The sequence below is a fragment of the Winogradskyella pacifica genome, from assembly GCF_003386275.1.
Lineage (GTDB): Bacteria > Bacteroidota > Bacteroidia > Flavobacteriales > Flavobacteriaceae > Winogradskyella > Winogradskyella pacifica.
Map to the genome: position 1 here is coordinate 317,704 of NZ_QREI01000003.1, position 16,367 is coordinate 334,070.

At 33.6% G+C, this 16,367-nt stretch carries 15 protein-coding genes; 11 read left to right on the forward strand and 4 right to left on the reverse strand.

Annotated elements, in window-relative coordinates:
* Nucleotides 1-104 precede the first annotated feature (104 nt).
* Nucleotides 105-404: a ribosome hibernation-promoting factor, HPF/YfiA family gene (gene hpf, locus DFQ09_RS08540; protein ID WP_115809366.1), complete on the forward strand. Its 300-nt coding sequence runs from the start codon at nucleotides 105-107 to the stop codon at nucleotides 402-404.
* Nucleotides 405-568: 164 nt separating this feature from the next.
* Here the strand turns inward: hpf and rlmH are convergent, their stop codons facing one another.
* Nucleotides 569-1,042 carry a 23S rRNA (pseudouridine(1915)-N(3))-methyltransferase RlmH gene (rlmH, locus tag DFQ09_RS08545; RefSeq protein ID WP_115809368.1) on the reverse strand — a complete coding sequence of 158 codons (474 nt, stop codon included), beginning with the start codon at nucleotides 1,040-1,042 and terminating at the stop codon, nucleotides 569-571.
* A gap of 118 nt (nucleotides 1,043-1,160) precedes the next feature.
* Here rlmH and nadC point away from each other — a divergent pair, with 118 nt between their 5' ends.
* The 4 genes from nadC to priA all read left to right on the forward strand — a co-directional run bounded on the left by nadC (nucleotide 1,161) and on the right by priA (nucleotide 6,083).
* Nucleotides 1,161-2,018 carry a carboxylating nicotinate-nucleotide diphosphorylase gene (gene nadC, locus DFQ09_RS08550; RefSeq protein WP_115809370.1) on the forward strand — a complete coding sequence of 286 codons (858 nt, stop codon included), beginning with the start codon at nucleotides 1,161-1,163 and terminating at the stop codon, nucleotides 2,016-2,018.
* Nucleotides 2,019-2,098: 80 nt separating this feature from the next.
* Complete coding sequence (locus DFQ09_RS08555) at nucleotides 2,099-3,088, forward strand: YihY/virulence factor BrkB family protein (protein ID WP_115809372.1); 990 nt, start codon at nucleotides 2,099-2,101, stop codon at nucleotides 3,086-3,088.
* A gap of 116 nt (nucleotides 3,089-3,204) precedes the next feature.
* A complete protein-coding gene (locus DFQ09_RS08560) occupies nucleotides 3,205-3,630 on the forward strand; it encodes a DUF2147 domain-containing protein (protein WP_115809374.1) in 426 nt (141 codons plus the stop codon).
* Complete coding sequence (priA, locus tag DFQ09_RS08565; RefSeq protein ID WP_115809376.1) at nucleotides 3,630-6,083, forward strand: replication restart helicase PriA; 2,454 nt, start codon at nucleotides 3,630-3,632, stop codon at nucleotides 6,081-6,083. The genes DFQ09_RS08560 and priA overlap by 1 nt, the downstream gene beginning before the upstream one ends.
* A 207-nt stretch (nucleotides 6,084-6,290) precedes the next feature.
* Here priA and DFQ09_RS08570 read toward each other — a convergent pair whose 3' ends face one another.
* Nucleotides 6,291-6,986, reverse strand: coding sequence for a LytR/AlgR family response regulator transcription factor (locus DFQ09_RS08570; RefSeq protein WP_020894444.1), 696 nt, complete (start codon nucleotides 6,984-6,986; stop codon nucleotides 6,291-6,293).
* 200 nt (nucleotides 6,987-7,186) lie between these two features.
* Here DFQ09_RS08570 and rpsF point away from each other — a divergent pair, with 200 nt between their 5' ends.
* The 5 genes from rpsF (at nucleotide 7,187) to DFQ09_RS08595 (ending at nucleotide 9,871) form a co-directional block, all read left to right on the forward strand.
* Entirely contained in the window at nucleotides 7,187-7,537 is a 351-nt protein-coding gene (rpsF, locus tag DFQ09_RS08575) for a 30S ribosomal protein S6 (protein ID WP_092467019.1), read from the forward strand.
* A complete protein-coding gene (gene rpsR / locus DFQ09_RS08580) occupies nucleotides 7,537-7,836 on the forward strand; it encodes a 30S ribosomal protein S18 (RefSeq protein ID WP_172837628.1) in 300 nt (99 codons plus the stop codon). Before rpsF ends, rpsR begins: the two co-directional genes overlap by 1 nt.
* A gap of 14 nt (nucleotides 7,837-7,850) precedes the next feature.
* Entirely contained in the window at nucleotides 7,851-8,312 is a 462-nt protein-coding gene (rplI, locus tag DFQ09_RS08585) for a 50S ribosomal protein L9 (RefSeq protein WP_115809378.1), read from the forward strand.
* A gap of 112 nt (nucleotides 8,313-8,424) precedes the next feature.
* The gene (locus tag DFQ09_RS08590) at nucleotides 8,425-9,294 is read left to right on the forward strand and encodes a glycerophosphodiester phosphodiesterase family protein (RefSeq protein WP_115809380.1); all 870 of its coding nucleotides are present in this window, start codon (nucleotides 8,425-8,427) and stop codon (nucleotides 9,292-9,294) included.
* Nucleotides 9,295-9,397: 103 nt separating this feature from the next.
* Nucleotides 9,398-9,871, forward strand: coding sequence for a DUF6495 family protein (locus DFQ09_RS08595; RefSeq protein WP_115809382.1), 474 nt, complete (start codon nucleotides 9,398-9,400; stop codon nucleotides 9,869-9,871).
* Nucleotides 9,872-10,087: 216 nt separating this feature from the next.
* Here the strand turns inward: DFQ09_RS08595 and DFQ09_RS08600 are convergent, their stop codons facing one another.
* Nucleotides 10,088-11,329, reverse strand: coding sequence for an ABC transporter permease (locus DFQ09_RS08600; RefSeq protein ID WP_115809384.1), 1,242 nt, complete (start codon nucleotides 11,327-11,329; stop codon nucleotides 10,088-10,090).
* 261 nt (nucleotides 11,330-11,590) lie between these two features.
* On the opposite strand from DFQ09_RS08600, the gene hisS reads away from it, so the two are divergent.
* Nucleotides 11,591-12,973 (forward strand): histidine--tRNA ligase, encoded by a 1,383-nt coding sequence (hisS, locus tag DFQ09_RS08605; RefSeq protein ID WP_115809386.1) that lies wholly within the window; start codon nucleotides 11,591-11,593, stop codon nucleotides 12,971-12,973.
* A 56-nt stretch (nucleotides 12,974-13,029) separates the two neighbouring features.
* Here hisS and DFQ09_RS08610 read toward each other — a convergent pair whose 3' ends face one another.
* Nucleotides 13,030-16,299 carry a LamG-like jellyroll fold domain-containing protein gene (locus DFQ09_RS08610; protein ID WP_115809388.1) on the reverse strand — a complete coding sequence of 1,090 codons (3,270 nt, stop codon included), beginning with the start codon at nucleotides 16,297-16,299 and terminating at the stop codon, nucleotides 13,030-13,032.
* Nucleotides 16,300-16,367 lie beyond the last annotated feature (68 nt).

Genomic DNA, 16,367 nt, shown 5'->3' on the forward strand with positions numbered 1-16,367 from the left:
ATGAATTTATAATTTTATCAATTAATTATGATATTTATCAGTGATTAGACTGACTAAATCTTGTATCTTAGTGAAAAGAATAACTCATTAAAACAAGATAGATTATGACGGTAAATTTTCAATATGTAGACATTGATGTAAGTGACACACTTTCAGACCTAACAACAGAAAAATTAGAAAAATTAGCTAATAAATTCGAATTTCTTATTTCGGCTCAAGTATATTTTAAGCATAATGATAACGATCATGATGCAGGTAAAATTTGTAACATTGAATTAAGCTTACCAGGACCACGTATTTTTGCAACGTCTAACGAGAAGAATTATGAAATGGCTATGAATGAAACGATTAACGATTTAACAAGACAACTAAAAAAACGAAAAGAAGTTTATAAAACACATTAGTCATAAGCTTTCAGTTGGAGGCACAGTTTTTATACACTAAATTATGGTGATTCGTTAGAACTGAAAGTAGAATAGTATAAATCTCAGGTTAATTATAAATCTGAGATTTTTTTTGTTTTTTAAAGTAAAAGTAAGCTTTGAAACTGCACAATGTGCCTGAATACTTATTTATGGTGATAAGGTTCATTTCTAAGAATTGTAAACCCTCGGTACAGTTGTTCTATAAAAAACAAACGTACCATTTGATGTGAAAATGTCATTTTTGATAATCCTAATTTTCCATTGGCTCTATTGTAAACTGCATCCGAAAAACCATAAGGACCTCCAATTACGAAGATTAAAGTTTTAATACCAGAATTCATGTGTTTTTGTAAATAACCAGAAAAGGCTTCAGAATCCATTTGTTTTCCGTTTTCATCGAGTAGAATAAGTACATCAGAAGTTTGTGTTTTAGCTAAAATAAGCTCTCCTTCCTTTTCTTTTTGCTGGGCTTCAGATAAGTTTTTCACCTTTTTTAAATCCGGAATTACTTCAAATTCAAACTTAATATAAAAACTAAGGCGTTTAGAGTAATCTGAAATTAATGCAATGAGGTTCTTATTGTCGGTTTTGCCTATCGCAATGAGTTTTATATTCATAATTCAAATTTACGATTTACAATTTAGGATTTTAGATTTTTTTCCAATTTGTAATTCATAATTCTAAAATCGGATATCGTTAATCAATTTCCTATTTTTACACTAAATATGTATTCAGATGATTTCAAAAGCACAGTTCGATAAAGAAATAGAATTAATAATTTCTAATGCCATTAGAGAAGATGTCGGTGATGGGGACCATAGTTCTTTGGCGTGTATTCCTGCTTCGGCTCAAGGAAAAGCAAAATTATTGGTAAAAGATAAAGGTATCATCGCCGGTGTAGAGTTTGCAAAATTGGTGTTCGCTTATGTGGATGCTAATATGAAAGTTGAAACCTTAATAGAAGATGGTCAAAAAGTGAAGCATGGCGATATCGTTTTTTATGTCGAAGGAGCTTCGCAATCTATTCTTAAAGCAGAACGGTTAGTATTAAATGCTATGCAACGTATGAGTGCAATTGCCACTAAAACGAGAGAATTTGTAGATTTATTAGAAGGTACAGGAACAAAAATTTTGGACACACGAAAAACCACTCCAGGTATTAGAGCTTTAGAAAAATGGGCTGTAAAAATTGGAGGTGGAGAGAATCACAGATTTGCCTTATACGATATGATAATGCTAAAAGATAATCATATTGATTTTGCTGGTGGAGTTTCAAAAGCTATTAATTTAACAAAACAGTATTTAAAAGATACCAATCGCGATTTGAAAATTATTGTTGAAGCCAGAAATCTCGAAGAAATCAAAGAAATTTTAGACTGTGGAGGGGTTTACAGAATTCTTATCGATAATTTTAATTATGAAGATACGCGTAAAGCCGTAAAGCTTATTGGTGACCAATGCTTAACGGAGTCTTCAGGAGGCATTAACGAACATACACTTAGAAAATATGCGGAATGTGGTGTCGATTTTATTTCGTCTGGTGCTTTAACACATTCGGTACATAATAAAGATTTAAGCTTAAAAGCAGTATAATTTAGTTTGTAGTTAGTACAATTAATTGGAGATAATAAAGATGAGCTAAAGGCTAACAGCCAACAGCTAAAAGCTAAACAATGACTAAACCAATAGAAGATAAATTAAATAAGATTCCGGTAGTAAACTTACTTGTGCGTTTTTTTAAGCAAATTAAGTTACCAGGATTTGAGGGTTTGTCTGTGTACGATTTGCTAGAGCTTTATATCATGGGAATTGTAAATGGGGCTCTAACCACAAGAGCAAGTGCTATTGCATTTAGTTTCTTTACCGCTATTTTTCCGTTTTTGCTTTTTGTGATTATTGTGATTCCGTATATTCCTATAGTTGGTTTTAGAGCTGATTTCTTAGATTTTTTAAATTCAATTTTACCGCCTCAAACTTCAGAATTTTTAATAGACAGTATTTTTAAAGATATGAGCAGTAATACAAGTGGGGGCTTAATTTCTACCGTGTTTTTGTTGTCAATGTTTTTAATGGCAAATGGTGTTAATGCTGTTTTTTCGGGATTTGAAACCTCATATCATAAACAACTGTATCGTAATGTTTTTAAGCAATATATGTTTGCACTTGGTGTGGCTTTAATACTTGTATTTCTTCTATTACTAACCGTAGCTGTATTTGGGTATTTTCAGATTTATATCATTCAACCTTTATATGAAGGTTTTAGTGGTCATGCGTTTTCAGAAGATGACCAGGGATTGGGTTGGATTATTTTTGCAAAGTATTTATTCTTCGTTATAATGACTTATTTAGCAACAGCTACATTGTATTATTTTGGAACTAAAGAAGGAAAAGCATCCAAGTTCTTTTCCGTTGGGGCATTACTTACCACGTTGCTAATAATGTTAACGTCTTTTTTATTCGGTATTTATATTGACAATTTTTCGCAATACAATGAGCTTTATGGTTCTATAGGAGCGTTATTGATTTTGTTACTTTACCTATGGTTAAATTCTAATATTATACTTTTAGGTTATGAACTCAATGCATCACTTCAGTTTTTAAGGAAGAACCCAAGAGCTAGAAAAGAAATTAAACAAAAAGATGTTGAAGAGTTAATTAAGTAAAATGCATCTTTACATCTTATGGAATTTTGCACGTTTTTTTAAAACCATCTCTAATCGCGATGGTTTTTTAAATTAAACCAATTACATTTGAACTACAAACTTCTAAAACAATAACTATGATTAAAAACACTCTAGCATTTTTTATTTTGTTCACCGTGTTTTTTAATTTGCCAGCTCAGAATATTTTAGGGAAGTGGAAAACCATAGATGATAATACAGGTGACGCGAAATCTATAGTTGAAATTTATGAAGAAGACGGTAAAATATATGGTAAAATCATAGCTGTAACTAATCCAGATGTTGAATCTAGAACTTGTAATGACTGTAGCGGTGCTCACAAAGATCAACCAATTGTTGGGTTGGTTTTTATAGAAGGTTTAACCAAGAACGGAAAGGTTTATGACGGAGGCACCATACTCAATCCTGAAAATGGTACCACTTATAGATGTCGTCTTAAGCTTGAGGATGATCCAGACACCCTTCAGGTAAGAGGTTATCTGGCCTTTTTCTACAGAACGCAATATTGGAAACGCGTAAAATAATGCTACATTTTATAGACGTCATATTGCCAATTCCGCTTCAAAAAGCGTTTACCTATCATATTACAGAAGCAGAATCTGAGTTTTTATCACCAGGAATGCGTGTTTCTGTACCTTTTGGTAAAAGTAAGATTTACACAGCATTAGTGTATAGTATTCACCAAAATCCACCAACAGCTTACGATGCCAAAACCATTCATCAGATTATGGATGATGCGCCTGTTATAACAGAAACGCAATTAAAGCATTGGAAATGGATCTCTAGTTATTACATGTGTAGTTTAGGCGAGGTGATGCGAGCTGCTATGCCAAATGCATTTTTATTAGAAAGTGAGACAGTCATTTCTAGAAATGAGAAAGTGACTATTGAAGCGTCTGATTTAAAAGACGAAGAATATTTGATTTATGAAGCCTTACAGCATCAATCCTCATTAAAGATAAATGATGTCGTTTCTATATTAGATAAAAAGCGTGTACTGCCTATTATCAATAGCTTAGTAGAAAAAGGTGTTTTGAATTTACAGGAAGAAATGTACGAAAAGTACACTCCGAAATTAGTACGTTATGTAAAGTTGCATCACAATCATAAATCACAAGAAAAATTACAACTATTACTCGAAGAATTGAGTCGTGCTCCAAAGCAGCGCGAAGTGGTACTGACATTATTCACCATGGAAGCATCGCTGAAGCAACCTATTAAAGTGTCAGATTTAACAGAGCGCAGCGGTGCATCTAATTCGATAGTTAAAACCTTAATTGATAAAAATGTATTAGAGGAATATCACATTCAAGTCGACCGTGTTCAGTTTGATGGAGATGGAGATTCGGAAGCCAAACGGTTGAGTGAAGCGCAACAGAATGCTTATAATGAAGTTGAGGCTATCTTTAAAGAAAAATCAGTTGCCTTATTACATGGAGTGACGTCTTCAGGTAAAACTGAAATTTATGTACAACTCATTCAAGATCAATTAGACTTAGGAAAGCAAGTATTGTATTTATTACCTGAGATTGCGTTAACAACGCAGTTGGTAAATAGACTTCAAGATTATTTTGGAGATAAAGTTGCTGTTTTTCATTCTAGATATTCAGGAAATGAAAGGGTAGAGGTTTGGCAAAATATGTTAGCTAATTCTGAAAAAGCCCAAGTTGTTATTGGTGCGCGTTCCTCATTGCTATTGCCATTTCGTAATTTAGGGTTGATCATTGTAGATGAAGAACATGAGTCATCTTATAAGCAATTCGATCCTGCGCCTCGCTATCACGCAAGAGATGCAGCAATCGTATTAGCAAACATATTTAAAGCAAAAACACTCTTAGGATCTGCGACTCCAAGTTTAGAAAGCTATTTTAATGCGAGCCAAGGTAAGTATGGTTTGGTGGAATTAAATACACGTTACAACAATGTGTTAATGCCAGATATCGAACTGGTAGATTTAGCTGATAAGTACAAGCGTAAACGCATGAAAGGGCATTTTAGCGATAGGATGATCCAAGAAATGACTGAAACGCTAGAAGAAGGTTTTCAGATTATACTGTTTCAAAATAGACGTGGTTTTTCTCCGATCATAGAATGTACTAGTTGCGGGACATCTCCTCAATGTCCTAATTGTGATGTGAGTTTAACGTATCACCAATATCGCGATCAATTGCGCTGTCATTATTGTGGGTATAACTCAGTCATGCTAAAAAGTTGTCAGGGTTGTGGTAATGCGACTTTAGATACTAAAGGTTTTGGTACAGAGCAAATAGAACAAGAGGTCAAAGTTTTATTTCCGGATAAGAAAGTGGCACGTATGGATTTAGATACGACACGAGGAAAATACGGTTTTGAGAAAATAATAAATAGTTTTGAGCAGCGAGAGGTTGATATTTTAGTAGGAACACAAATGTTAACCAAAGGTCTCGATTTTAGATTTGTAAAGTTAGTAGGCATCATGAATGCTGACAACTTACTTAACTTCCCCGATTTTAGAGCGCATGAGCGTAGTTACCAACTCATGGCGCAGGTGTCTGGTAGAGCAGGTCGTACAGATTTGCGAGGAAAAGTGTTGATTCAAACCTACAATCCACATCATAATATTTTACAACAAGTCTCTACAAATGCTTATAAGGAAATGTTTACAGAGCAGATGAATGAGCGCTATAATTTTAAATATCCGCCTATCTTTAGGTTGATTAAAATTACGTTTAAGCATAAAGATTATGATCGTGTGAATTTGGCTGCAGATTGGTATGCTAAATCATTAAAACAATTATTTAAGCATAATGTTTTGGGTCCAGAATTCCCGCCAGTATCAAGAATTCGAAATTTATATCATAAAAATATTTTGGTAAAAATCCCTCAGAATCAATCTTTAGGGAAAACAAAAGAGGCGATAAGGAAAATAGATAACAGTTTTAATGCTGTAAAGGATTTTAGGCCTGTGAGAGTGGTTATTAATGTAGATAATTACTAATACCTAGCAGATTTAGAACTAGTAAGTAATCAATTTTATAATGATTTTTATGGCTCTCAGGCAATATTGTTCCTTTGAGGGGGACTTTAGGGCTGTTAAAATCCAATAATTTGTTAACCATAAATTTTTAAATAAAAAAAAATCCTAAGCAAGTGCTCAGGATTTTTTAAAATTATAATGTAATGCTTTTAATGTTAATGTAATGTTCTACATATTATTTAAAGCATCTACTAATTGGGTCTTTTTATTTCGACTCAATGGAATCTCATACGCGCCGACTTCAACATTTTTACTGTTAAATCGGTCAATTTTATCGAGATTCACAATATAAGATTTATGAATTCTTAAAAATTTACCTTCGGGCAATTCGCTTTCAAACGCTTTCATTGTCGATAAAACAACTAAGCTGTTTTCTTCTGTTACTACTTTAACGTAATCACCAAGGGCTTCAATCCATTTAATATCCTTAATATAAACTTTACGTTTCTTAAGATTACTTTTTACGAAGATATGCTCGCCATCAGTTTCATTAAAGTCTAATTTTAATTTGTGTTGCTCAATAGCTTTTTCTACGGCAACATTAAAACGTTCTTTTGTGATTGGTTTCTGAAGATAATCGGTGGCATCGTAATTAAATGCTTTAAAAGCATACTCGGTTTTTCCGGTAACAAAAATAATTTGGGGTTTGTTGTTGAGCACATCTAGCAACTCAAAACCGTTCAATACCGGCATCTCTATATCTAAGAAGATAAGATCAACTTTATGGGTATTAAGACCGTTTTTTGTTTCTAACGCACTGCTGTACTCTGCAATAAGGTTAAGCGAAGAATGATTCTCGATTAACTTTACTATAGAGAGGCGCTGAATCGCAGAATCATCAACAACTACACAGTTTAAAGTCATAACATTATTAATTTTAGGTTAAGATATCGACAATAGTACGATAAATTCGGTTAAAAAACAAATAATGCCGACAAACCGTAGTATTTAACACTATTTATATGCCGTAAAATCCTTTTAAATTTTACAGTCAAAAACGTTGTCAAATATAGAAATTATATGTATTTTTGCAGCCGTTTTAACAATAAACAAAATTATTTATTATGAATCATTATGAAACTGTTTTCATCTTAAATCCCGTTTTATCTGAAGACCAGATAAAGGAGACAGTAAAGAAATATGAGGATTTCCTCGTTTCTAAAGGAGCTAAGATGGTATCAAAAGAAGATTGGGGACTAAAAAAATTAGCCTACCCAATTCAAAACAAAAAAAGTGGTTTTTACCATTTGTTTGAGTACACTGTTGCTGGAGAAGCAATTGAGCCTTTAGAGGTGGAATTTAGACGTGATGAGCGTTTTATGCGTTACTTAACTGTGAAATTAGACAAACATGCTATTTCATGGGCTGAGAGAAGAAGAGAAAAACTGAAAGTTAAAGCAAAAGCAAAAGCGTAATTATGTCATCAATAGAACAACAAGCAAAAGGAAAAAAAGACGGCGAAATTAGATATTTAACTCCGTTAAATATTGAGACGTCTAAGACAAAGAAATATTGTCGTTTCAAGAAGTCTGGAATCAAGTATGTAGATTATAAAGATGCAGATTGGTTACTAGGTTTTGTAAACGAGCAAGGTAAATTATTACCAAGACGTTTAACAGGAACGTCTTTAAAGTATCAAAGAAAAGTATCTGTGGCAGTAAAAAGAGCTAGACATTTAGCGCTTATGCCATATGTTGCTGATTTATTAAAATAAAATATCATAACACGATGGAACTTATATTAAAACAAGACGTTGAAAATTTAGGATTTAAAGACGATATTGTATCTGTTAAGAACGGTTATGGTAGAAACTTTTTAATTCCTCAAGGACAAGCTGTAATGGCGACTTCTTCTGCTAAGAAAGTATTAGCAGAAACTTTAAAGCAAAGAGCTTACAAAGAAAAAACTATTATTGCTGAAGCGGAAAAAACTGCTGATGCTATTAAAGGTTTAGATATTAAAATTACAGCTAAAGCTGGAACTGGTGCAACTGCTGGAGATAAATTATTTGGTTCTATAACCACTATGGATTTAGCTGCTGCATTTAAAAATGCTGGTCACGATGTTGATAAGAAATTTATTTCTATCAATGGTGGTAACATTAAGCGTTTAGGTCAGTACGAAGCTGCAATTAGATTACACAGATCAGTAACTGTAGATTTAACTTTCGAAGTTATTGCTGACGCATAATCTCTTTATTACAATTTTAAAAAACCGTTTAGTTTACTAAGCGGTTTTTTTATAGTTTTTTTTCAGAAAACGATCAGTTCTTTAATCAAGCAGTTTTTTAAACGGTTTAAACATGAAATACTTTCTATTAATTTTTGCCTTTTGCACTTTAATTAGTTGCAAACAATCTACAGAATCGACCAAAAGTTCAGAGGTACAACCTTCTAAGCTTATAGCGCTTTTTAAAGCTTCTAATTCTGGTTATCCAAATATTAGTGTGCATCGCGGGGGTAAAGGGCTTGTAAACTATCCTGAAAACGGTTTAGAGACTCTAAAATATGTTAACGATAGTATTGTGGCAGTTTATGAAGTTGATGTCGCACAAACTAAAGATGGGCATTTGGTTTTACTTCACGATAAAACGATTGATAGAACCACCACAGGAAGTGGAAACGTTGATGAATTAACATACGATGAATTGAAGCAATTTAATTTAGTCGATGATTATGGTAATGAAACCACGTTTAAGATTCCTTTGTTTTCAGACGTATTAGACTGGTGTGTAAAACATAATGTGATACTTACTGTAGATATCAAAAAAACGGTGAGTCAAAAAGTCGTTATAGACGCTATTAAAGCGGCTAAGGCAGAAGATCATAGTATCATTATAACGTACGATGTAGAACAAGCGGTCTCCGCATATCAATTAGCGCCACAATTATTACTATCTGTTTCAGCTAGAAATAATGATGAATTTGAACGTTTATTGGATGCCAAAATACCAACGGAAAACATGTTAGCTTTTACCGGAACACGTTTGTCTGAAGATGCCTTTTTTAAAAGATTACACGATAATAACATTGTTTGCATGTTAGGTACGTTAGGAAACTTAGATAAAAGTGCAGCAGCCAAAGGCGATGAATTATATCGTCAATGGAAAGAAAAAGGAGTCGATATTATAGCAACCGATAGACCTTTTGAAGCTTCTAAAGCTATAAATTAATTTTTTAAAAGAATTTACTGAAGATGAAACGTTAAGTTATCAACTTCTAAATTGAGAAATAGCTCACAGTACTTGATTATAAAAACAGTAATTATTTAAACACATGAAATATTCAAGATTAACCAAAGAACAATTTGAAGAATTACACCAAGAATTCATCAACTTTTTAGCAACACAATCTATTACAGGTGATGAGTGGGAAGATATTAAAAAGAATAAACCAGAAGCTGCAGAACAAGAATTAGATGTGTTTAGCGATTTAGTTTGGCTTGGGGTTTTAACAAAAGTAAAATATCTAGAACATATTTCGCCAAACCAAATTCATCTTTTTGAATGTAATGAAAAAAGCATGCGTTTAATTGCTTTAAGAATTGAAAATGAACATGTAGATTTTACAACAAAAGAAGGATTTAATTGGTTGAGAGATAATTTACTATCAGATTCTGTTGAGTTTTTTAATGCAAAAAAAGACTATTCAGAAGATAAGTATTTAGATATATTCAAAATGATTCAATCTGGTGCGAGTATTACAAAAGGAGAATTATTCAATTATTTTTCTAAATTAGTTAAAGGTTAGATTCCTTAGAAAAAAAACGACACTCGTTTCGTCACTTCGAGTGATTTATGAGGAGCGAGCAAATTGTATCGAGAAGCTTTGTTTAGATAATTCGACTTTAAAAAGCTTCTCGATATAAAATTGCGGAAAGAGCAGTGTCGCTCTAACTGATACTTAGTTGTAAATAGAATTTAAGTTACTGATGTTATTTGAAATTTCTGTCTTCGCAGGAATGTATTACTCATAACGTAAAGACTCAATAGGGTCTAATTTAGCTGCTTTCGTTGCAGGGTATAAGCCCGAAATAACAGCCACTATAAAGGCAATACTCGTTGCCCAAATCATCGCCACCCAAGGTGTTGAGAATTCAAGATCAAAACCATTAGCGACGGCTAAACCAATTAAGATTCCAAGAATAGTTCCTAACAGACCACCAAGCTGACCGATAATTATAGTTTCCATAAAAAACTGAAAGGCGATTGTTTTGCTTTTCGCACCAAGTGCTTTTCGCACCCCAATTTCACGTGTGCGCTCACTTACCGAAACTAACATTATATTCATAAGTGCAATCGTAGATCCAAAAATGGTGATAATACTAATAATCCAAGCAGCTACATACAGTGCCGCTGTATTTTGTGCCACCTGATTCAATAAATCTTCACTGCGTTCAATACCAAAATCATTTTTTTCAATAGGGTTAAGACCTCTAATATTTCGAAATGTTAATATGGCATCATCTTGCGCAGCTTCAAGCATCTCAGACTTATCAACTTTAACACTTAGACTGTAATTAATATTGGGATTCGTAAAAATAGAACGCGCTTTCTGAAGCGGCATAAATACTCGTAAATCTTGATTATTACCAAACGTGGCTCCTTTTTCTTTTAGGACACCAACCACTTTAAATTTAGAACCTCTAATACTTATAGTTTTTCCAACAGGGTTTTCAACAGGAAATAAAGATTTTTGCAAATCGCTACCAATAACACAAACAGCATTACTGTTTTGAATATCAAATACATTTAACGAACGACCATTTTCAACCTCTAAACCAGAGTTTTCGAGATAAAATTCATTGGCCCCTAATACAGCGACTTCTGGATCTGTTTTTTTATTCTCGTATTTTACTTCAGCAGCAGAAGTTCCATAGAATGATACGGCCACTTTTGTGAAGGGAAAGTTGTAATTATCTTCAAAATCTTTAACATCACGATAATCAATTACAGGATTTATTTTTTGACGCTCTCTACTGCTTTGGCGCTGTGCCGTAAATTCATAACGTTGAAAATTAAAGGTATTAGAACCCATAGAAGAGAAATTACTGGCAATAGTATTCTCTAAGGCAGATACTCCACTTAAAATCCCCACCAAAGCCATAATACCAATTGCAATAATTAAAACCGTAAGAATGGTTCGGAGCAGTTGACTTTTTATAGAATCGAAAGCAATTCTAATATTCTCTTTAGCTAATGAAAACATAGTTTTTTGGCGCGTTAGTTGGGTTGTTTAATCGATAAGACGACTTAAACAGCATAAAGTTACTATAAAAATGAATTATCTTAGTAAGACCTCTAAAAATTATAATATTTTTGTGACATCGGAGTCGGATTTTAAAATTCAAACTACTGTCACATTGAGCGCAGTCGAAATGCTTTGGAACTAAGAATTTTCAAAGGTAATTGATGTGTGTAATTAAATAAAGTTTCACTAAAAGAGATTCCTGCTTTCGCAGGACATATTATGGCACAAAAACCAAGCATCCCAAAAGGTACAAGAGATTTTAACGCAGAGGAAGTTGCAAAGCGTTCTTATATCATGGAAACGATAAAAGAACAGTTTCAAATTTTTGGATTTCAACCGATAGAAACTCCAAGTTTTGAAAACTCAGAAACCTTAATGGGAAAATATGGTGATGAAGGTGATCGCTTGATTTTTAAAATTTTGAATAGTGGAGAGTTTTTGAAGAAAATTTCAGACGACGATTATAATCAAAAATCGGAAAGTTTAATCACACCAAAAATATCTGAAAAAGCCCTTCGTTACGACCTCACAGTGCCGTTCGCAAGATACGTCGTGCAACATCAAAATGACATCGAATTCCCTTTTAAACGCTATCAAATACAACCGGTTTGGCGTGCAGACCGTCCACAAAAAGGACGTTTTAGAGAATTTTTTCAATGTGATGCCGATGTGGTAGGTTCTAAATCGTTGTTTCAAGAAGTGGAATTTGTACAGTTGTATGATGCGGTATTTTCGGCTTTAAAATTAGAAGGTGTTACTATTAAAATCAACAACCGTAAAATCTTATCTGGTATTGCTGAAGTGATTGGGGCACAAGATAAACTCATCGATTTTACCGTGGCTTTAGATAAGTTAGATAAAATAGGAGAGGAGAAAGTAAAGGAAGAAATGCGAGGTAAAGGTATTTCGGAAGATGGTATTACGAAGCTTCAACCTTTATTCACCTTAAAAGGAGATTTCGGTAACCAGATTGAAAGTTTAAAATCTATTTTAAGTACTTCTGAAATTGGACTAAAAGGAATTGAAGAACTCGAATTTATAAACACAGCCATTTCAAACTTAAAACTAAAAACAGCAACCTTACAATTAGATGTGACTTTAGCGAGAGGTTTAAATTATTACACAGGAGCTATTTTTGAAGTCTCTGCGCCAGAAGGTGTAAAAATGGGATCCATTGGAGGAGGTGGTCGTTACGACGATCTTACCGGAATCTTTGGTCTTAAAGATATGAGTGGAGTAGGGATTAGTTTTGGTTTAGATCGTATTTATTTGGTCTTAGAGGAATTGAATTTATTTCCATCAACCATAGCAGAATCTACAAAAGTACTCTTCATTAATTTTGGAGATAAAGAAGCGATGTTTAGCTTGGGAGCTGTAACCAAATTAAGACAAGCTCATATAAAAGCAGAACTGTTCCCAGATGCTGCGGTTTCTGGTAAGCAAATGAAAAAACAAATGAATTATGCGAACCGTCGTAACATTCCATTCGTTGTAATTATGGGTGAGGAAGAATTGAAGTCCGAGGTGTTTACATTAAAAAACATGGCTTCAGGTGAACAGCATAAAGTGGAATTTGGCGCGCTTTTAGACTTGTTAAAATAAAGAAAGCCTCAGCTTTTTACAAACTGAGACTTTCTAATCATCACTAACTAACTAAACTAATCAACTATAAATTTTTTGGTTGTTGTGAAGCCTGAAGTCGTTTGTAATTTAACGACATAGGTTCCAGTGCTTAAAATCTTTATATTGTATTCTGAATATTTTTGAGGTTCAACGGTATTGATATTGTAAACGGATTGTCCTAACATATTATAGACACCAATCATTTTTACATCGATTTGATTGGGATTAACGACGACAATTTTTTTAATTGCATTAGAATATAAAACATCAATAGGATTTATGGTATAATCATCAATACCTAATACATCATCTTGTGTGCCGAATGTAATTTCAAAACGATTGAGATAATCACCTTTGATTAAGAAAATATCGTAACTGCCTGTTCTTAAATCATGATAGATGCCTAATTCATTATCATGTAAATACACATTCATAGCATCAGGAACATTTTCTAAAGCATCAATCAGTATAGAATTGATACCATCTGTTTTTGTTTTTATACCTAAAGGATAAGTTGCGGAAATGCCAGACTCATTACTGGCTTGGATAATGTAGGCTTCATCATTAATAAGCCAAAACATATCATCAATTTGTGTTTCGTTAATTTCCCCATCATAAGCCCAATCTACGCCTGATGATGCATTTTCGTCTATCGTTAATAATAACTGACGACGAATTGTATTTACAGAATTGAAACCTATTCTAAATTTCATACGTTGATCTTCAGTTTGGATGGTTTCGTTGGTTTCTGTAGTCGAAGAATTAGAATTCCTCATAAATATAGATGCGTTTCCTTCCTTTTTAAAAGTACGTTGGCCGTTATTAAAATTAATTGTTCCGGTGTTTTGTCCGATCACAAAAAAGCCTTGTCCAACAGGAATATGGCGTTGTGGTGCTTTGGTTGGTTCTCCATCAGATTCTAAAGTAGAAAGATTACTTCCTTTATAAGCTGCAGCAACAGAACCAGAAAAATTGTATGTGGCATAGCCTCCGTCGTAATCTTGCGCCGCATGCGTACCTCCACCCCAATGATTCCAAAAGTATAGCGTTCCACTAATTAATGGTGAGCCATCAGGTGTTGCATCTGGACCATTATCTTTAATAAATTGTAAGGCATCTATTGCCGAAGGATATGGATTACCCACTAAATAATCGCTATTGGAAAGTAATGGCAGATCAATATCCCCATTATTTGGTTTCCCCGAAAACACATAGTTTTGAGGTGACGAAACCGAACCTGTCCCTGGTCCCTTCATTGTAAAACCTTCGCCAGGCAAGATAGTGCCAGTACGTCTAATATGTTGCCATGCGGAATAGTTGTTGCTTGGCAGATTGGTATATTTCCAAATCCAGTAATCTGCAATTTTAATAGGATGCGTAGCTGCTCCGTTATATCCTGAAGACAAAAATTGAATATCTGCAGGGGCATTAGGATTTGTGCCATCTTTTAAAACATCCATAACTCTAAAGTTTTCAACTTCAGAATTTATACGTCTTACAGGAGATGACCAATAATTATAGGTGTAGGTATCAGCAGTTCCTTGTTGGTCGCGTTCAATTTTACCATTAGCAATAACCTCTAAATCACTTCCTAATGTTTGAATTAATTGTGATTCGCCTTCCAAATCTATAGTTCCGGTAAGACCTAAATGGTGCGTAATGGTTAAGCCATTTCCAAGGTAGAATTCTGTGTCGCCAGCAAGTGTTAATTCATTAGCGTCAACAAATAATCCAAGGAGAGTTCTGTTATTATTTTTTTGAGTTGGTAAATACGTATTATCCATGGTTAACCTATGAGAAGTTCTAACGATATTCCAATCTATGGTTTCTTCAGGATTAACGATAGATTTAGATCCAGGTACATTTTGGAGATGTCCATTAAGCCACGAAGTGTCAGCAAGCCAATCTCCATCTTGCTTTGATGTGTAAGGTAAAGGAGCTGTTTCTTTATCAACAGTTAAAAGATGTTTTAGGTAGCCGTTATTATTGTTTCCAGAAGCGTCAATAGTATTTTTATAAGTGAAATTAGACATTGGGTAATACGCCGCTAAATCTGACCAAGGAATTGTATTAATTTCATTTTTAGAAACTGAAATTGGTAACGCTTTCCCAATAACTTGTCCAGAATCATTAGTAATTTCCTGATTCATTATATAACGTAATTGGTCTTCAGTTAGAGATGTATTCCAAATTTGGACTTCATCGATATGACCTTTAAAATGTTGAATCGGTAATCTTTTTCCGGCAGCTGCAATATGAAACGATTCATTTGTGGCTGTAGGAGCCGTTTTTTCAGCAGTATTATCTAATACACCGTCAATGAATATTGAGACTTGTGAGCCATCATACGTAACAGCAATATGGTGCCATTTGTTATTTGGGATTGAAGTGAAAGATGTAAGTGATTGACTATGCTCATTTTTCCACTTTATATTGATTTTATTGGTATCGGTCAATGTTAAGTCATAACCTTCAGTAAATGCGATATCTCTTTTAGAAAGTATAGAAACATGACCAGTATTTGAGGTCTCAGACTTAATCCATGCAGAGATAGTAAAGCCAGAAGGATTTAAATCTAATGTGTTTTGCATATCGATATAACTATCTGTGCCGTTAAAGTATATGGCGCGTTCTTCTGCAATCTGAGGTGAAAAACCAAAGGTTATATAGGATGAGTTATTAAAGTTGTAATCGGTTTCTAAGTACCCATTGTCATCTAAGTTGAGAATTCTAAAATCGACATTAGATTCAAAGGTGTTCGAATTAGAAATAAGCATATAGTAACTACCCAAAGTACTTGCGTTATTTATCGCTTCTTGTGGTATTTTAATATTTAGCTTTGGAATGAGTTCACCTTGTTTTACAATTTTCCAAGTACGTTGTATAGCCGTATATGAGACATTGGTTGTAAGCTCTGAAGGTGTTTCAGAACTAAGATTAACGCTTACAGGCAAGGATCTTGGGTTTAAAGAAGCACCGTTATTTCCCCATATAAAAGAATTATGAATGGTACTCGCTAAATTATTAAAGCTTGTGGTGTTTGCAGTAAAATCGTCGGCTAAGCTAATGATAAGCATATCAGGGTAATTGCTGAAACGAGAAGTTCTTGTTGAAGAAGATAAAAATGTGTTTGTGTTTTTTAGATTTTGTATTGACGAGACGTTATAATTATAACCTTCTAATTGCGATAAATCGCTTTGATCAATAGTTTTAGAATTTAACTTTTTAGCCCCATCTAACTGCTGAGCATAACTAGAGATAACAACTAGTCCTAAAAGGTAAAAAAATGATGTAATTCTTTTCATTAGGTTTGGGGTGAATGAAATAATTATGGTGCGAATATAATATTATTTTTGGATTTTAATCCATAAAA